Annotated in this window: 16 protein-coding genes; 6 read left to right on the top strand and 10 right to left on the bottom strand. The window is 74.4% G+C overall.

Translation table 11 applies throughout. The features are described from left to right. The first annotated feature begins 65 nt into the window (after window positions 1-65). Both LPU61_RS28525 and LPU61_RS28520 read left to right on the top strand, forming a co-directional pair. Window positions 66-485, top strand: coding sequence for an Hsp20/alpha crystallin family protein (locus tag LPU61_RS28525; protein ID WP_091283338.1), 420 nt, complete (start codon window positions 66-68; stop codon window positions 483-485). 57 nt (window positions 486-542) lie between these two features. Then, a complete protein-coding gene (locus tag LPU61_RS28520) occupies window positions 543-1019 on the top strand; it encodes a cyclic nucleotide-binding domain-containing protein (RefSeq protein ID WP_043968061.1) in 477 nt (158 codons plus the stop codon). A gap of 319 nt (window positions 1020-1338) precedes the next feature. Here LPU61_RS28520 and LPU61_RS28515 read toward each other — a convergent pair whose 3' ends face one another. The 6 genes from LPU61_RS28515 to ppdK all read right to left on the bottom strand — a co-directional run bounded on the left by LPU61_RS28515 (window position 1339) and on the right by ppdK (window position 9232). Then, window positions 1339-1644: a hypothetical protein gene (locus LPU61_RS28515; RefSeq protein ID WP_082106624.1), complete on the bottom strand. Its 306-nt coding sequence runs from the start codon at window positions 1642-1644 to the stop codon at window positions 1339-1341. A 62-nt stretch (window positions 1645-1706) separates the two neighbouring features. Next, entirely contained in the window at window positions 1707-2498 is a 792-nt protein-coding gene (gene pflA / locus LPU61_RS28510; RefSeq protein WP_374199726.1) for a pyruvate formate-lyase-activating protein, read from the bottom strand. Further along, a complete protein-coding gene (gene pflB / locus LPU61_RS28505) occupies window positions 2495-4741 on the bottom strand; it encodes a formate C-acetyltransferase (RefSeq protein ID WP_043969393.1) in 2247 nt (748 codons plus the stop codon). The genes pflA and pflB overlap by 4 nt, the downstream gene beginning before the upstream one ends. 32 nt (window positions 4742-4773) lie before the next feature. Next, the gene (locus LPU61_RS28500; RefSeq protein ID WP_043968062.1) at window positions 4774-5784 is read right to left on the bottom strand and encodes an alcohol dehydrogenase catalytic domain-containing protein; all 1011 of its coding nucleotides are present in this window, start codon (window positions 5782-5784) and stop codon (window positions 4774-4776) included. Between the two features lie 200 nt (window positions 5785-5984). After that, window positions 5985-6545, bottom strand: a complete 561-nt coding sequence (locus LPU61_RS28495; RefSeq protein WP_229406705.1) for a hypothetical protein — start codon at window positions 6543-6545, stop codon at window positions 5985-5987. 26 nt (window positions 6546-6571) lie between these two features. Further along, window positions 6572-9232 (bottom strand): pyruvate, phosphate dikinase, encoded by a 2661-nt coding sequence (gene ppdK / locus LPU61_RS28490; RefSeq protein WP_229406704.1) that lies wholly within the window; start codon window positions 9230-9232, stop codon window positions 6572-6574. 145 nt (window positions 9233-9377) lie between these two features. Here ppdK and LPU61_RS28485 point away from each other — a divergent pair, with 145 nt between their 5' ends. The 3 genes from LPU61_RS28485 to LPU61_RS28475 all read left to right on the top strand — a co-directional run bounded on the left by LPU61_RS28485 (window position 9378) and on the right by LPU61_RS28475 (window position 12101). Then, a complete protein-coding gene (locus tag LPU61_RS28485; RefSeq protein WP_228987124.1) occupies window positions 9378-9890 on the top strand; it encodes a GNAT family N-acetyltransferase in 513 nt (170 codons plus the stop codon). A 65-nt stretch (window positions 9891-9955) separates the two neighbouring features. Further along, window positions 9956-10585: a hypothetical protein gene (locus LPU61_RS28480; protein ID WP_043968067.1), complete on the top strand. Its 630-nt coding sequence runs from the start codon at window positions 9956-9958 to the stop codon at window positions 10583-10585. 178 nt (window positions 10586-10763) lie between these two features. Beyond that, window positions 10764-12101 carry a hemolysin family protein gene (locus tag LPU61_RS28475; RefSeq protein WP_043968069.1) on the top strand — a complete coding sequence of 446 codons (1338 nt, stop codon included), beginning with the start codon at window positions 10764-10766 and terminating at the stop codon, window positions 12099-12101. A gap of 3 nt (window positions 12102-12104) precedes the next feature. Here the strand turns inward: LPU61_RS28475 and LPU61_RS28470 are convergent, their stop codons facing one another. From LPU61_RS28470 to LPU61_RS28455, 4 genes are all read right to left on the bottom strand, one after another. Next, window positions 12105-12494, bottom strand: a complete 390-nt coding sequence (locus tag LPU61_RS28470; RefSeq protein WP_043968071.1) for a hypothetical protein — start codon at window positions 12492-12494, stop codon at window positions 12105-12107. Next, the gene (locus LPU61_RS28465) at window positions 12481-12861 is read right to left on the bottom strand and encodes a PRC-barrel domain-containing protein (protein ID WP_043968074.1); all 381 of its coding nucleotides are present in this window, start codon (window positions 12859-12861) and stop codon (window positions 12481-12483) included. Before LPU61_RS28465 ends, LPU61_RS28470 begins: the two co-directional genes overlap by 14 nt. Beyond that, entirely contained in the window at window positions 12858-14084 is a 1227-nt protein-coding gene (locus LPU61_RS28460) for an NRAMP family divalent metal transporter (protein ID WP_043968075.1), read from the bottom strand. The genes LPU61_RS28465 and LPU61_RS28460 overlap by 4 nt, the downstream gene beginning before the upstream one ends. Before the next feature lie 123 nt (window positions 14085-14207). Beyond that, window positions 14208-14597, bottom strand: a complete 390-nt coding sequence (locus LPU61_RS28455; RefSeq protein ID WP_043968077.1) for a PaaI family thioesterase — start codon at window positions 14595-14597, stop codon at window positions 14208-14210. A 100-nt stretch (window positions 14598-14697) separates the two neighbouring features. Here LPU61_RS28455 and tyrS point away from each other — a divergent pair, with 100 nt between their 5' ends. Continuing rightward, window positions 14698-15984 carry a tyrosine--tRNA ligase gene (gene tyrS, locus LPU61_RS28450; RefSeq protein ID WP_229406784.1) on the top strand — a complete coding sequence of 429 codons (1287 nt, stop codon included), beginning with the start codon at window positions 14698-14700 and terminating at the stop codon, window positions 15982-15984. The last annotated feature ends 332 nt before the right edge of the window (window positions 15985-16316 follow it).

Here is a 16316-nt window from a genome sequence, read left to right as displayed (position 1 = left end):
GCCCTGACGCCACAGGCCGCACAGGAGTCGGATGGGAGGCAGGACGATCGACAAGGAGGTCGAAGATGTCCACCGTCACGAAGTTCAGGGGCGGCGGCACGCTCGCGCCGTTCGACTGGACCAACCTGTCCTGGCTGCCGATGCTGGCCCCGACCATCAGGGTCGAGGACTACCTCGACGGCGACCGGTACGTGGTGCGCGCCGAACTGCCGGGCGTCGACCCGGCCAAGGACGTGCGGATCACCCTGACCGGGGAGAACCTGCGGCTGGACGTGGTGCGCCGGGAGAGCCACGCCGACAAGGTCCGCACCGAGTTCCACTACGGCTCCTTCTCCCGGCTGGTCCCGCTGCCCGCGGGGCTGAAGCAGGAGACCCTCAGGGCCGCGTACGCCGACGGGATCCTGGAGATCACCGCCACGGTCGGCGAGACGGAGCCGACCGCCCGGGAGATCCCGATCACCGTCGAGCACGGCGGCGCCCACTGAGGTGACCACGGGGCCCGGCCGCGCGCCGGGCCCCTCCCACGACGAGGAGACCCGCCGATGACCCCGCTCGACATGCTCCGCGAACATCCGTTCCTGACCGGCGTGCCCGAGGAGTGGCTGCCCCGGCTCACCGGGTACGCCCGACCCGTCGTCTGGCACCCCGGGCACCGGCTGTTCCGGGCCGGTCAGCCCGCCGAGCGGTTCTGGCTGGTCCGGGGCGGTGAGGTGGCCCTGGACTTCCCGGTCCCCGGGCGCGGCGACGTGGGCATCGACACGATCGGCCCGGGCGGGGTGCTCGGCTGGTCCTGGCTGTTCCCGCCGTACCGGTGGCAGTTCGGCGCGGTCGCCGTGCGCCGCACCCCGGCCGTGGAGTTCACCGCCGCCGGGGTACGCCGGATGATGGAGTACGACGACGCGTTCGGCCGGCAGCTCACCACCCGGTTCATGAGCGTGGTCGTGGACCGGCTCCAGTCGGCCCGCATCCGCCTGCTCGACCTCTACGGCTACCCGATGGCGCTGCCCCCGACGGGCTGACCCGGACCTCGGGCCGGGTTCTGGCCCGTCTCGCCCCTGGGTGCGCCGTCCGGTGGGGGCGGCTCCTGCCGGCGCATAGGGAGCTGAGTCGAAAACGACATCACGCACTCACGCACTCACGCGCGCCCGCCGGGTTGACCTCGGCGACGACGCAGGCCTCTTGATCACCGTGCGCCGGGGCGGGGCGGGGCGGAGGGGTGGGTGATGACGTAGATGACTCAGCTCCCTATGTGCCGTCTCGCAGCATCGACGGCCCTGTCCCACGGCCTCGCCCCGGCTGCGGACCCTGGCCACGGCCGACCATCCCCGCGACCGGACGTCACCCGGCTTCGGTGGAGCCCCGGACGGCGTCGCCGTCGACGCGGCGGTGCACGATCAGCTCGTCGACCTCCAGCCGACCGATGCGCAGCTCCCGGATCACCGCCCGGCGGATCGCCAGCCGCCCGATCGCGACGACGGCCAGGGCGCTCGCCCCCACCGCCAGCGCCCCGACGGCCATCGCCCCCGCGGAGAGCGCGCCCACCGCCCGCGCCCCCGTCGCCTGGGCGCCGGTGGCCGCCGCGCCCGTTGCCCGCGCCGGGGCCAGCCGGCCCAGGACCCGATGGGACGTCCGTGATTCCCTCATGGCACCCGATCCTGTCATGATCCCGCGACCCGGCGGGCCGACGTCCCGGGACTGCCGGGTGCTCAGTTGACGGTCAGGCCCCGGGCGGCGAACTGGCCGCGTACCCGGTCCAGCAGCTCCGGCGTGGGCGGCTCGGTGTCGGCGAGCGGGAACGTCAGGCCCAGCTCGGCGTACTTGTGTGCGCCGAGCCGGTGGAACGGCAGCACCTCCACCCGTTGCAGGCTGGGCAGCTCGGCGGCGAAGTCGGCGACCCCGGCGACGTTGTCGGGCGCGTCGGTGAGGCCGGGCACCAGCACGAACCGGATCCAGATCGGGGTGCCCCGGGCCGCCAGCCGGCGGCCGAAGCGCAGGGTCGGGCCGATCTCCCCGGTGCGGGTCACCCGCCGGTACGTCGCCGGGTCGCGCGACTTGACGTCCAGCAGCACCAGGTCGGTGGCGTCGAGCAGGGCGTCGTCGGCGCGCGCACCGAGGAAGCCGGAGGTGTCCAGGGCGGTGTGCAGGCCCAGGGCGTGGCAGCGGCGCAGCACCTCGCCGGTGAACCGGGGCTGCATCAGCGGCTCGCCGCCGCTGATCGTCACCCCGCCGCCGGCCACCGAGATGAACCGCCGGTACCGCTGGACCTGGGCCATCAGCTCGTCGACCGTCTGGTGCCGGCCGCTGCGCCGGTACCAGGTGTCCGGGCTGTGGCAGAACCGGCAGCGCAGCGGGCAGCCGGCCAGGAACGCCACGAACCGCGTGCCGGGGCCGTCCACCCCGATCGACAGGTCCCACGAGTGCACCGCGCCGGTCAGCTCCCGCCCGGCCGGCGGGGCGGAAGCCCCGCCGGCCCGGCCGGTCGCCAGCGGCCCGGTCACAGCGAACCGTGGAAGGTGCGGGAGACCACGTCGCGCTGCTGCTCCGGCGTGAGCCGGACGAAGTTCACCGCGTATCCGGAGACCCGGACGGTGAGCTGCGGATAGCGCTCCGGGTGGGCCATCGCGTCGAGCAGGGTGGCCCGGTCCAGCACGTTGACGTTGAGGTGGAACCCGCCCGCGTCGGCGTACCCGTCGAGCACCCCGGCCAGGTTGGCGATCCGCTCGTCGCGGGTGTGCCCCAGCCCGTCGGGGGTGACCGTGCCGGTCAGCGAGATCCCGTCGCGCGCCGCGTCGTACGGCAGCTTCGCCACCGACAGCGCCGATGCGACCAGGCCGTGGGTGTCCCGCCCGTTCATCGGGTTCGCGCCGGGGGCGAACGGCTCGCCGGCCCGCCGCCCGTCGGGGGTGTTGCCGGTGTGCTTGCCGTACACCACGTTCGAGGTGATGGTGAGCACCGACATGGTCAGCTCCGCGTCGCGGTAGGTGCGCTGCCGGCGCAGCTTCTCCGCGAACGTCTCCACCAGCCACACCGCGATCTCGTCGGCCCGGTCGTCGTCGTTGCCGTACGTGGGCGGCTCGCCCTCCACGGCGTAGTCGACGGCCAGCCCGGTGGCGTCGCGCAGCACCTTCACCCGGCCGTACCGGATGGCGGCGAGGCTGTCCACCGCCACCGACAGCCCGGCGACCCCGGTGGCCATGAACCGGTGCACCGGGTGGTCGTGCAGCGCCATCTCCAGCCGCTCGTAGGCGTACCGGTCGTGCATGTGGTGGATGACGTTCAGCGCGTCCACGTACGTCTCGGCCAGCCAGTCCAGCGTCCGGTCGTACGCGGCGAGCACCTCGTCGTAGTCGAGCGTCTCGCCGCCGACCGGCGGGGCGGGCGGGGCGACCTGGTCGCCGGTCAGCTCGTCCCGGCCGCCGTTGATCGCGTACAGCAGCGCCTTGGCCAGGTTCGCCCGCGCCCCGAAGAACTGCATGTCCTTGCCGACCCGCATCGCCGACACGCAGCAGGCGATCGCGGTGTCGTCGTCGTACGCGGGCCGGATCAGCTCGTCGTTCTCGTACTGGATGGCGCTGGTGTCCAGCGACACCTGGGCGCAGAACCGCTTGAACCCCTCCGGGAGCCGGGGCGACCACAGCACGGTCAGGTTCGGCTCCGGCGCCGGCCCGAGGTTGTAGAGGGTCTGCAGGTAGCGGAAGCTGGTGCGGGTCACCAGCGGCCGGCCGTCGGCGCCGATCCCGCCGAGGGACTCGGTGACCCACGTCGGGTCGCCGGAGAAGAGCTGGTCGTACTCGGGGGTGCGCAGGAACCGCACGATCCGCAGCTTGATCACGAAGTCGTCGACCAGCTCCTGCGCGCCGGCCTCGTCCAGCCGCCCCTCGGCGAGGTCCCGCCGCAGGTAGGCGTCCACGAAGTTCGCGGTCCGCCCGAGCGACATCGCCGCGCCGTTCTGCTCCTTCGTGGCGGCCAGGTACGCGAAGTACAGCCACTGGATCGCCTCGCGGCCGGTCGTGGCGGGGCCGGAGATGTCGTACCCGTAGGCGGCGGCCATCTGCGTCAGCTCGCCGAGGGCGCGGATCTGCTCGGCCAGCTCCTCCCGCTCGCGGATCACGTCGTCGGTCGACGGCCGGTCGTCCAGGGCCGCCTTCAGCGCCCGGCGCTCGGCGACGAGCCGGTCCACCCCGTACAGGGCCACCCGCCGGTAGTCGCCGATGATCCGGCCCCGCCCGTACGCGTCGGGCAGGCCGGTGATGATGTGCGAGCGCCGCGCCGCGAGGACGTCCGCCGGGTACGCGTCGAACACCGCGTCGTTGTGGGTCCGGCGGTAGCGGGTGTAGATCCGGTGCACCGCCGGGTCCGGCTCGTAGCCGTACGCCCGCAGCGCGGTCTCGACCATCCGCAGCCCGCCGGCCGGCATGATCGCCCGGCGCAGCGGCGCGTCGGTCTGCAACCCGACGATCAGCTCCCGGTCGGCGTCGATGTACCCGGGGGCGTGGGCGGTGATCGTGGACGGAGTGGCCGGGTCGACGTCGTACACGCCGCGGCGGCGCTCCTCGCCGAACATGTCGGTGAGCCGTCCCCAGACCGCCAGGGTCCGCTCGGTCGGGCCGGCGAGGAAGCCGGCGTCGCCGGTGTACGGCTCGTGGTTGCGGCGCACGAAGTCCGCCACGTCGATCCTGGTGCGCCACGCCCCGTCGGCGAAGCCCCGCCACGGGTCGCGGATGTGCTCGGTGCCGGTCATCGTCGTGTCCTTCCGGTCGGTGAGGTGGCGGGTCACGGCTGGAGCACGAGGCGGGCGGCTACCCGGCCGGCCAGCACGTCCTCGATCGCCTCGTTGATCTCGTCGAGCTTGCGCACCTCGTACGCGACGTGGGTGCGGCCGGCGGCGTGCAGCCGGAACACCTCCGCCAGGTCGGCGCGGGTGCCCACGATCGAGCCGATGACGGTGATGCCCTTGAGCACGGTCTCGAAGACCGGCAGGGTGACCTCGTTGTCCTTCGGCAGCGACACCAGCACCAGCCGGCCGCCGCGGCGCAGGCAGCGGTGCGCCTGCTCGACGACGCGCGGGTCGGCGGCCAGCACGATCGCCACGTCCACCCCGCCGAGCGCGGTGATCGCCTCGACCGGGTCGACGTCGGCGGCGTCGACGGTGTGCGTCGCGCCGAGCGAGGCGGCCAGGGCCAGCTTCTCGGCGGTGACGTCGACGGCGACCGTCTCGCCGCCGAACAGTTGCGCGTACTGCTGGGCGAGGTGGCCCAGGCCGCCGATGCCGAAGACAGCCACCCGGTCGCCCGGCCGCACCCCGGCTACCTTCACCGCCTTGTACGTGGTGACGCCGGCGCAGGTCAGCGGGGCCGCCTCGGCCGGGTCCACCCCGGCGGGGACGGCCACGGCGTAGCGGGCCGACGCGACCGCGTACTCGGCGTGCGCGCCGTCGATGGCGTACCCGGTGTTGCGCTGCGACTCGCACAGCGTCTCCCACCCGGTGACGCAGTACGCGCAGGTCCCGCACGCCCAGCCGAGCCAGGGCAGGGCCACCCTGTCGCCGACGGCGTGCTCGGTCACCCCCGCGCCGATCCGCTCGACGATGCCGACGCCCTCGTGCCCGGGGACGAACGGCGGGTTCGGCTTGACCGGCCAGTCGCCGCGCGCGGCGTGGATGTCGGTGTGGCACAGGCCGCTGGCCTCGATCCGGACGAGGATCTCGCCCGGGCCCGGCTCCGGCACGGGCAGGTCGAACATCTCCAGTGGACGGTCGAACGCGGTGACGACACTCGCACGCATCGGGGGCCTCCCAGCTCCGTTGTCGCTTCCACCCTCAATCTGCTCCGCCCGCCCCGCCGAAGGCAGAGTCCCCGGACCACCCCACCCAGGACCTTCGCCCCCCGCCCCCCGCCCGGTGATCAAGAGGTTTGCGTCATGGCCGGGGCGAAACCTGACGCAAACCTCTTGATCACCGAACCAGGGGGCACCGGTTCAGCGGGTCAGCGGGGGGATGCGGGGAGGCGGTGGGCGCGTAGGACGTGGGCCCACCAGGGGCGGGGGGCGGTCGAGCGCAGGGCCGGGGCACGCACGCCCCGCAGGCTCACCCACCCGCCCGGTCCCATCCGCACCGTGCCGATGGCCGGCGGGCGACGCCGGCCGGCCACCACCGCCACCGCAGCGGTGACCAGCCCGACGGCCAGCGCCCCGGCCGCCGCGGCGAGCACCTGGTCCGGGCCGACCAGCGAGCGGTAGCGCACCCGCCCACCGGCGAGCACGAACGCGCCGACCGGTCGGCCGTCGCGGGCCACCGGCACCACCGCCGCCGGCGACGTGCCGGGCAGGACGAGCACGGGCCCGACCTGCCCGCCGGGCCGCTGCCCGGCCTCCGGGCACGCCTGCGACGCTTGCGCCTGTGCCTGCGACATCTGCGCCGGCACCTGCGACAGCGCCGCCGCCGACGGTGCCTGCGCCGACTGGGCCTGCGACTGCGGAGCGGGCGACGGCGGGCGCGGGAGTGGGGAGAGCGGGGCGGGTCCGGTGGCGTTCAGGATCGCGGTCATGGCGCGACCTCCGTTCGGTTGTCGGGTCAGCGGCTGTCGGACGGCGCGCCGGCCGGGCGCACCGCGGCCCGTCCGGCGGCCAGGCGGGCGATCGGGATCCGGTACGGCGAGCAGGAGACGTAGTCGAGGCCGACCTCGGCGAAGAACTCGACCGAGTCGGGGTCGCCGCCGTGCTCGCCGCACACGCCGACGGTCAGCTCCGGCCGGGCCGCCCGGCCCTCCGCCACGGCCAGGCGGACCAGCCGCCCCACCCCGGCGGTGTCGATGCTCTCGAACGGGGAGACCGGGAAGATCCCGCGTTCCAGGTACGCCCCGAAGAACGCCCCCTCCACGTCGTCGCGGGAGAACGCCCACGCCGTCTGGGTCAGGTCGTTGGTGCCGAAGGAGAAGAACCGCGCCTCGGCGGCGATCTCCCCGGCGGTCAGCGCCGCCCGGGGCACCTCGATCATCGTGCCGATCGGGATCTCCGGCGCGCCCTCGACCCCGGCGAGCACCTGCTCGGCCTCGACCCGCACCGCGGTCAGCTCCCGCACGTCGCCGACCAGCGGCACCATGATCTCGGGCCGGGGATCGCCGCCGTCGCGTCGCCGCTGGGCCGCCGCCTCGGCGACCGCCCGCACCTGCATCGCGAACAGCCCCGGCACGACCAGTCCGAGCCGCACCCCGCGCAGCCCCAGCATGGGGTTCGCCTCGTGCATCCGGCGCACCGCGACCAGCAGCGCCCCGTCGCGCCCCGGGTCCTCGCCCAGCGCCTCGGCCCGGGCCACCCGGGCGGTCAGCTCGTGCAGCGGGGGCAGGAACTCGTGCAGCGGCGGGTCGATCAGCCGGATCGTCACCGGCAGCCCGTCCATCGCGGCGAGGATGCCGACGAAGTCGGCCCGCTGCAACGGCAGCAGCGCCGCCAGGGCCGCGTCCCGCTCCGCCGGCCCGTCGGCCAGGATCAGCCGTTCCACCAGCTCGCGGCGCTCGCCGAGGAACATGTGCTCGGTGCGGCACAGCCCGATCCCGCCCGCGCCGAACGCGCGGGCCCGCCGGGCGTCGGCGGGGGTGTCGGCGTTGGCGCGTACCCCGAGGCGGCGCACCGCGTCGGCGTGGCCGAGCAGCCGGTGCACGGCGGCGACCAGCGGATCGGCCTCGGGCGACAGCTCGCCGGCGAGGTAGCGGGCGACGGGGGAGGGCCGCACCGGCACCGACCCGGCGTACACCCGGCCGGTGCTGCCGTCGATGGAGATCACCTCGCCGGCCCGGACCACCCGGTCGCCGACGGTGAACTCGCCGCGCTCCGGGTCGATCCGCACCGCCTCGGCCCCGCAGACGCAGGTGCGGCCCATGCCCCGGGCCACCACCGCGGCGTGCGACGTCTTGCCGCCCCGCGAGGTCAGCACCCCCTGCGCGGCGATCATGCCGGGCAGGTCGTCGGGGTTGGTCTCGCGCCGCACCAGGATCACCGGGTCGGTGGCCGCCGCCGCGGCGGCGGAGTCGAACACCACCCGCCCCACGGCGGCACCGGGCGACGCGCCGACGCCGGTGGCCAGCGGCACGGGCGCGGCGTCGAGGTCGAAGCCGGGGAACATCAGCTGCGCGAGCTGCCCCCCGCTCACCCGGTGCAGCGCCTCGTCCGCGCTGATCAGTCCCTCGTCGACGAGCTGCGCGGCGATCACGAACGCGGCGGCCGGGGTGCGCTTGCCGACCCGGGTCTGCAGCATCCACAGCTTCCCGCGCTCGATGGTGAACTCCACGTCGCACAGGTCCCGGTAGTGCCGCTCCAGCGTCCGCATGATCTCCGTGAGCCGGCGGAAGCTCACCGGGTCGATCCGCTCCAGCTCCGGCAGGCCGACGGTGTTGCGGATGCCCGCCACCACGTCCTCGCCCTGCGCGTCGGGCAGGTAGTCGCCGTACACCCCGGGCGCGCCGGTGGCCGGGTCGCGGGTGAACGCCACCCCGGTGCCCGAGTCGGGGCCCAGGTTGCCGAAGACCATCGCCATCACGTTGACCGCCGTGCCCAGGTCGTCCGGGATGTGCTCGCGGCGGCGGTACAGCACCGCCCGGTCGGCGTTCCACGACTCGAAGACCGACCGGATGGCCAGGTAGAGCTGCTCGTGCGGGGACTGCGGGAAGTCGTGCCCCACGTGGTGGGCGTACACCTTCTTGTACGTCTCCACCAGGTCGCGCAGCGCCGCCGCGCCCGGCCCGCCCGGCCCGGCCGCTGCCCGCACCGCCGCCAGCTCCCGCTCGAACTCCTCGGCCGGCACCCCGTGCACCGTCCGGCCGAACATCTGGATCAACCGCCGGTACGAGTCCCAGGCGAACCGCTCGTCCCCGCTGTGCGCGGCCAGGCCGCCCACGGTCGCGTCGTTGAGCCCGATGTCGAGGATCGTCTCCATCATCCCCGGCATCGAGAACCGGCCGCCGGAGCGCACGGCCAGCAGCAGCGGGTCGTGCCGGTCGCCGAGCCACCGGCCCAGCCGCGCCTCCACCTCCCGCAGGTGGGCGTTCACCTCGTCGAACAGGCCGGCCGGCGGGGCACCCTGCGCGAGGTACGCCCGGCAGGCGGCCGTGCTGATCGTGAAGCCCGGCGGCACGGGCAGCCCGAGCCGCGTCATCTCCGCCAGGTTCGCCCCCTTGCCGCCCAGCAGGTCCGCCCGGCTCCGGTCACCCTCGAAGAAGTCGTAGACGTACTTGAGCATGGCGTCGGCCCTCCACTCCGCTACCGTGCGGGAACGTCGTCCCCCTCCTTGGTAGCGGGCCGCGCCGGGCCGCCGACAGGGCCGGATGGAACGACCGCCGGGCCGGAGGTCCCGGCCTGTCGGACCCCGCCGGTACCCTGCCTGCGTGACCGCCGAGGATCTGCGCCCGCCCGCCGCGACCGGCGAGGCCGTGCGCCTGCGCCCCGTGCGCGACGACGACCTGCCGCACTTCTTCGCCTTCGAGCAGGATGCGCAGGCCAACTGGGTGGCGGCATTCGGCCCCGTCGACCCGGCGGACCGGGCGGCGTTCGAGGCGCACTGGCGGCGCATCCGCGCCGACCCGGCGATCGTCACCCGCACCGTCACCGTCGACGGCACCGTCGTCGGCCACGTGGCCGCCTTCCCCGTCGACGACCAGACCGAGGTCAGCTACTGGATCGACCGGGCCCGCTGGGGCCGCGGCCACGCCACCGGAGCCCTCGCCGCCCTGCTGGCCGAGCTGCCGCGCCGCCCGGTGCGCGCCCGCGCCGCCAAGGACAACGCCGCCTCCCTCGCGGTGCTGCGCAAGTGCGGCTTCGTCGTCGTCGGCGAGGACTCGGGGTACGCCAACGGCCGCCGCGCCGTCGTCGAGGAGTGGGTCCTCGAACTGGCCGCCTGAGCGCCGGCACCCGCCCGGCACCGCCCCACAGCCGGCCTGAGCTGGGCGGGCACTAGTCTCGCGGGGTGAACTGGCTGGACTTGATCGGCTGGACCGGCTCGGCGCTGCTGGTCTGGTCCCTGCTGCAGGCGCGCATCCTCCGGCTGCGCGCACTCAACCTCGTCGGCTGCCTCGTGCTGATCGGCTACAACACCGCTCTCGCCGTGTGGCCGATGGTCGGGCTGAACGTCGTGCTCGCCGTCATCAACGTGTGGTACCTGCGCAAGATGCTCGCCACCCGGCACGACGAGCAGACGTACCAGGTGGTCGAGGTCGGCGTCGACGACCAGTTCCTGGCCCACACGCTGCGCGTGCACGCCGCCGACATCGCCCGGTTCAACCCGGGCTTCCACTGGGGCGAGCACACCGCCCGCCGCTCCGCGTTCCTGGTCGTCCGCGCCGACGAGGTGGTCGGGGTGGTCCTCTCCCACGCCGAGGGCGACACCGCCCAGGTCGACCTCGACTACGTCACCCCGCCGTTCCGCGACTTCACCCCCGGCGAGTTCGTCTACCGGCGCAGCACCCTCTTCACCGACCGGGGGTTCCGTCGGGTGGTCAGCCCGCCCGGCATGGTCGCGCCCTACTACCACCGGCTCGGCTTCCGCGCCGAGGACGACGCGTACGTGCTCGATCTGGCCGCCACCGACCGGGCCTGACCGGCGCGGACGGGGCGGCCGACCGGCGGACCCGCCGCCCCGCGACCGCCCGGCCGGCGGCGGGAGGATTCGCCGACCCGCCGACGGGGCACAGAGGGGCCTACGCCGGCCCGGGCCCGCCGGGCGGCGCCACCGGTCGTCGCGACCGGGGCCGTCGGAGCGAGGGAGAGAACCGGGCGTGCAGAGCTACTGGAGCCAACTGGCCCTGGTCGGAGTCCTGGTCGTCCTCAACGCGATCTTCGCCGGCAGCGAGATGGCGCTGGTCTCGCTGCGCGACAGCCAGGTCCAACGGCTGGAACGCAGCGGACGGGCCGGCCGGGTGCTGGCCCGCCTCGCCAAGGACCCGAACCGCTTCCTCGCCACCATCCAGATCGGCATCACCCTCGCCGGGTTCCTCGCCTCGGCCGCCGCGGCGGTCTCCCTGGCCAAGCCCCTCGTGCCGCTGCTCGGGGTGTTCGGCTCCGCCGCCGAGACGGCCGCCATCGTGCTGGTCACCCTGGTGCTGACGTTCGTCACCCTCGTCTTCGGGGAGCTGGCCCCCAAGCGGATCGCCATGCAGGCCGCCGAGCGCTGGGCGCTGCTGGTGGCCCGCCCGCTGGACCTGCTCGCCAGCCTCACCCGCCCCGCCGTCTGGGCCCTCGGCGCGACCAGCGACCTGGTGGTCCGCCTCGTCGGCCTCGACCCCAAGCACGAGCCGGACGAGATCGGCCCGGACGAGCTGCGCGACATCGTCGCCGGCAACCACGGCTTCACCAAGGAGCAGCGGACCATCATCGCCGGGGCGGTCGAGATCGCCGACCGGCGGCTGCGCGCGGTGCTCGTACCCCGGTTGCAGGTCTTCACGCTCGACAGCGGCACCACGGCGGAGGCCGCGCGGCTGGTGCTGGCCGCCACCGGCCACTCCCGCGCGCCGGTGGTGCGCCACGGCGGCCTCGACGACGCGGTCGGCGTGATCCACCTGCGCGACCTGGTCGGGGTGCCCGACGACCGGCCCGTCGACGAGTGCGCCCGCCCGCCGATGCTGCTGCCCGACTCGCTGCCGGTCGTCGACGCGCTGCGCCAGTTCAAGGCGGAACGGCAGCACATCGCCCTCGTCGTCGACGAGCGTGGCGCCGTCGACGGGATCGTCACCCTGGAGGACATCCTCGAGGAGATCGTCGGCGAGATCTACGACGAGACCGACCGGGACGTGCGCGCCGTGCGCACCGAGGCCGACGGCGCGATGCTGCTGCCCGGCACCTTCCCCGTCCACGACCTCGTCGACGTCGGCGTCGAGCTGCCCGGCCGCCCCGCCGGCGACTACACGACCGTCGCCGGCCTGGTCCTGACCCTGCTGGGGCACATCCCCACCGTGCCGGGGGAGGACGTCACCATCGACGGCTGGGCCCTGGAGGTCGCCGACATCGACCAGCGGGCCATCACGGCGGTACGGCTGCGCCGCGTCGCCGCCCCCGCCGAGCCGGACGCCGACGCGGAGCCCGACGCCGAGCCCGCCCTCGACCCGGCCCGGGGCTGACCCTCAGCCCGGCCCGGCCGGTCCCTCCGGCTGCTCCGGCGGTGCGGGCGGCCCCTCCGGCTGCTCCGGTCCCTCCGGCTGCTCCGGCTGCGCCGCGCCGAACGGGAAGCCGGGCACCGGCGGCACCAACCGGACGGCGTCGGCGGGCACCTGACGGCTGCTGCCGCGCAGCACCCGGGCGACCAGGCGGATCAGCCACGGGCCCGACGGGTGCCGCTCCGCACCGATCAGCCGCCCGGTGACCCGGGCGTACCAGCGCCCGGCGACGACGACGTCGGTCAGCCGCAGCCGCCCGTCGGGGACCGCGCTGCGCACCACCACGTCCACCACCCGACCCAACCGCCGGCCGTGCAGGTCGTACGCGGTGCGGCCGAGCAGCTCACCCGCCCGCACGGTCCGCCCCCGGGATCCGGCCGATCAGGTGCCGGCGCAGCCACTGCTCCACCGGAGAGGAGGGCAGGTCGTCGAGGCAGGCCCGCAGCCGCACCGCGCTGTCCACCCGCTCCACCAGCCGGTACGGGATGCGCAGCGGCGTCACCGCCCGCTCCTCGGTGAACCGGTCGGCAACCGCGACGAGGAGCCGCCCGATCCGGCCGCCGATCCGCTGCCCGAGCGCCCCCTGCCCGGTGAGCAGGGCGGCCACGTACAGCACCCCGTCCGCATCGACGCCGAACTCCACGTCGTCGACCTTGCCGACCAGCCGGCCGTCGCGGTCGACGATCTGCCGGTCGAGCAGCTGCCGGCCGAGCTGCATCCTCATCGGCCCATCCCCGTCACCACCGCCAGCGGGACCGCCGCCACCGACGCCACCACGATCACCAGCAGGAACACCACCCCCAGCAGGTTCGCCAGCGGCCCGTTCACCCGATCGCCCAGGTACGTCCGGTCGTTGGCCACGATGAGGATCGGCAGGTACGTCAGCGGCAGCACCACCGCGCTGAGGACCAGCATGTACTCCGTCAGCGTCACCGGGTCGACCGTCGTCAGCAGCACCAGCATCCCGAGCAGGACGCTGACCAGCAGCACGCTGTGGAACCGGGCCGCCTCGCGGGGGCTCACCCACTTGCCCCACTGCCAGCCGAAATACTGCGCGGCGGCGTACGCGGCGGACAGCCCCGTCTCCAGCGCGGCCCCGAACGTGACGGCGAAGAACGCCAGCGCCGCCACCGCCAGCCCCGCCGCCCCGAACGCGAGGACCGCCGGCTGCGCCACCTGGGCGAGGGAGTCCGGCGACGTCCCGCCCGGGTGGTACACCACCGCGGCCGTGGCGATCAGCGACAGGGCGAGGAAGCCGCCCACCGGGAAGCCGATCAGCACGCTGGACCGGGCGTCGGCCAGGTCGGCGGCGCTCCACCGCTCCTCCACCGCGCCCGAGGAGAAGAAGAACACCTCGTACGGGCTGACCGTGGAGGCGAACAGCGCCACCGCCACGAACCAGTAGGCCCCCCAGCCCTGCCCCGCCGCGCCGCCGTGCACCGCCGACCGCCCGAGCGCCGCCCAGTCGGTGGGCAGCCAGAACAGCGCCACCGCGAACCCCACCAGGGCCAGCCCCGCCAGGCCGAACACCCGCTCCATCAGCTGGAAGCGCATCCGCCACAGCACCAGCCAGACCGCCGCCGCGGCGACCGGCACCCAGAGCAGGTAACTCAGCCCGGAGGCCAGCTGCAGGGCCAGCGCCACGCCGCCCAGCTCGGCGGCGAGGGTCAGCACGGTCACCAGGTAGGAGGCCACCAGGTTCAGCAGCGCCACCCGGGGACCCAGCCGCTCCCGCACCAGGTCGAACACCGCCCGGCCGCTCACGGCCGCGACCCGGCCGGCCATCTCGGCGTACGCGCAGATGCCCACCACCCCGAGCAGCAGCACCCAGGCGTGCGCCATGCCGAAGCGCGCCCCCGCCTGGCTCGCCGCCACCAGGTCGCCGATGTCCACGAACCCGCCGACGGCGGAGAGCACGCCGAGCGTCGCGGCGAGGAGCTTCCTCACCTCGGACGCGGGTCGACGGGTGCCATCGCCGCGACGATATCCGGACAGAAAGCCCCTTAAGCCCCGAACCGGGCATCCGGCCGGCGGGTCGGCAGGGCCGGCCCGGCTCTGCCGGCGGCGAGATCAGGCGCCGGTGAGGTTCTGCAGGCGCACCTGGCCCCGGGAGACCAGCCGCCCCGCGTCGTCGGAGATCTCCACCTGCCAGAGTTGCTGGCTGCGGCCCCGGTGCACCGGGGTCCCCACGGCCGTCAGCTCGCCCTCGCGGACCGCGCGCAGGAAGTCCGTCTGGTTCGACACCCCGACCACCCGGCCCTGCCCGCCCAGCCACAGCGAGCCGCCGACGCTCGCGGCGGTCTCCACCACCGCGCAGTACACCCCGCCGTGCTGAATGCCGAACGGCTGGTGCAGGTCCGGGCGGACCCGCCACCGGATGACGACCCGATCGGCGCTCACCTCGTCGAACTCCAGGCCGAGCAGGGCGACGAAGCCCCCGGTCAGCTCGGGCATCTCCACGGCGGCTCCTCCTCGCGTCAGGGAGGGCCAGCCTAGCCAACCGTGATCAGCGGCAAACCCGGTACCGGCCGGTTCCGGCGATGGGGGAGAATCGGTGACCGTGACCGACAGCAGCCTCCCGCCGACCGGGCGGGACTCCCTGACCGAAGACCTGCAGTGGCGGGGCCTCATCCAGGACTCGACCGGCCTCGACGAGCTGCGCGCGCTGCTCGACGGCGGGAGCGCCACCTTCTATGTGGGCTTCGACCCGACGGCGGCCAGCCTGCACGTCGGCCACCTCATGCAGGTCACCACGGCCCGCCGCCTCCAGCTCGGCGGGCACCGGCCGCTGCTGCTCGTCGGCGGGGCCACCGGGCAGATCGGCGACCCGAAGGAGAGCGCCGAGCGGACGCTGAACCCGCCCGAGGTGGTGGCCGGCTGGGTCGACCGCATCCGCGACCAGCTCTCGCCCTTCGTGTCCTACGCCGGCGAGAACGCGGCGCGGCTGGTCAACAACCTGGACTGGACCGGCGAGATGTCCGTGGTCGAGTTCCTCCGCGACGTCGGCAAGCACTTCCCGGTCAACAAGATGCTGGCCCGGGAGGTGGTGAAGGCCCGGCTGGAGACGGGCATCAGCTTCACCGAGTTCAGCTACCAGCTGCTCCAGTCCCACGACTTCTACGAGCTGCACCGCCGGCACGGCTGCCAGCTCCAGTTCGGCGGCTCCGACCAGTGGGGCAACATCACCGCCGGGGTCGACTACGTCCGCCGCCGGGGGGCCGGTCCCGTCCAGGCCTTCGTGACACCGCTGGTGACCAAGGCCGACGGCACCAAGTTCGGCAAGACCGAGGGCGGCGCCGTCTGGCTCGACCCGCAGCTGACCACCCCGTACGCGTTCTACCAGTTCTGGCTCAACGCCGACGACCGCGACGTGGTCCGCTACCTGCGCTACTTCAGCTTCCGCTCCCGCGACGAGATCGAGCAGCTGGAGAAGGAGACCGCGGAGCGGCCGGCGGCCCGGCTCGCCCAGCGGGCCCTCGCCGAGGAGCTGACCACCCTCGTGCACGGCGAGCGGGAGACGGCCCAGGCCGTCGCCGCCAGCCAGGCCCTCTTCGGTCGGGGGTCGCTGGACGACCTGACCCCGGAGACGCTGCGGGCGGCCCTGACCGAGGCCGGGCTGGTGCACGTCGACGAGCTGCCCGACGTCGCCGGGCTGCTGCGGGAGTCGGGTCTGGTGCCGAGCGCCAAGGAGGCGCGTCGGGTGATCGCCGAGGGTGGCGCGTACGTCAACAACACCCGGATCACCGAGGTGGACGCGAAGCCCACCCAGGCGGACCTGCTGCACGGCCGGTACCTGGTCCTGCGTCGCGGCAAGAAGTCGTTCGCCGGCGTGGAGCTGCGCGGATAGCGGCGCGCGGGAAGTGTGACGCGGGACGCCCCCGACGGATTTGACGACCAATCCGTCGGGGGCGTAACTTTCTCTCTGCCAGCGCGGAACGGGCGAAACGGGGCGAAAAGCCTCCAAGGCCGGAGCGCGGCGACGAGCATCGGGTCACGATGGGATTACCCACTGTGATCCGGCCCGGGTGGTGCCCCGGATCTGCCGCAGGGCGGATTTGGTGAGGCGAGACCGACCGGGTAAGGTTCACCGCCGGTAGGGAACCGGGCGAGCGTGCGGGAGACCGCAGCGGCCGGCCTGCCGGAAACCACGGGTGGGGCCGGTGTGGACCGGTTTGTGAG

It is taken from the genome of Micromonospora sp. NBRC 110038 (assembly GCF_020884815.1).
GTDB classification, from domain to species: Bacteria; Actinomycetota; Actinomycetes; order Mycobacteriales; family Micromonosporaceae; genus Micromonospora; species Micromonospora haikouensis.
Note: the sequence above shows the minus strand (reverse complement) of the source record. Positions and strands in the feature narration are given on the sequence as shown.

What these genes read in the sequence shown, in the direction of transcription:
- LPU61_RS28515 (WP_082106624.1), bottom strand. Translation starts at nt 1,644, where the DNA reads ATGAGGGAATCACGGACGTCCCATCGGGTCCTGGGCCGGCTGGCCCCG.
- pflB (WP_043969393.1), bottom strand. Translation starts at nt 4,741, where the DNA reads ATGACCGGCACCGAGCACATCCGCGACCCGTGGCGGGGCTTCGCCGAC.
- LPU61_RS28520 (WP_043968061.1), top strand. Translation starts at nt 543, where the DNA reads ATGACCCCGCTCGACATGCTCCGCGAACATCCGTTCCTGACCGGCGTG.
- LPU61_RS28500 (WP_043968062.1), bottom strand. Translation starts at nt 5,784, where the DNA reads ATGCGTGCGAGTGTCGTCACCGCGTTCGACCGTCCACTGGAGATGTTC.
- LPU61_RS28495 (WP_229406705.1), bottom strand. Translation starts at nt 6,545, where the DNA reads ATGACCGCGATCCTGAACGCCACCGGACCCGCCCCGCTCTCCCCACTC.
- ppdK (WP_229406704.1), bottom strand. Translation starts at nt 9,232, where the DNA reads ATGCTCAAGTACGTCTACGACTTCTTCGAGGGTGACCGGAGCCGGGCG.
- LPU61_RS28525 (WP_091283338.1), top strand. Translation starts at nt 66, where the DNA reads ATGTCCACCGTCACGAAGTTCAGGGGCGGCGGCACGCTCGCGCCGTTC.
- LPU61_RS28465 (WP_043968074.1), bottom strand. Translation starts at nt 12,861, where the DNA reads ATGAGGATGCAGCTCGGCCGGCAGCTGCTCGACCGGCAGATCGTCGAC.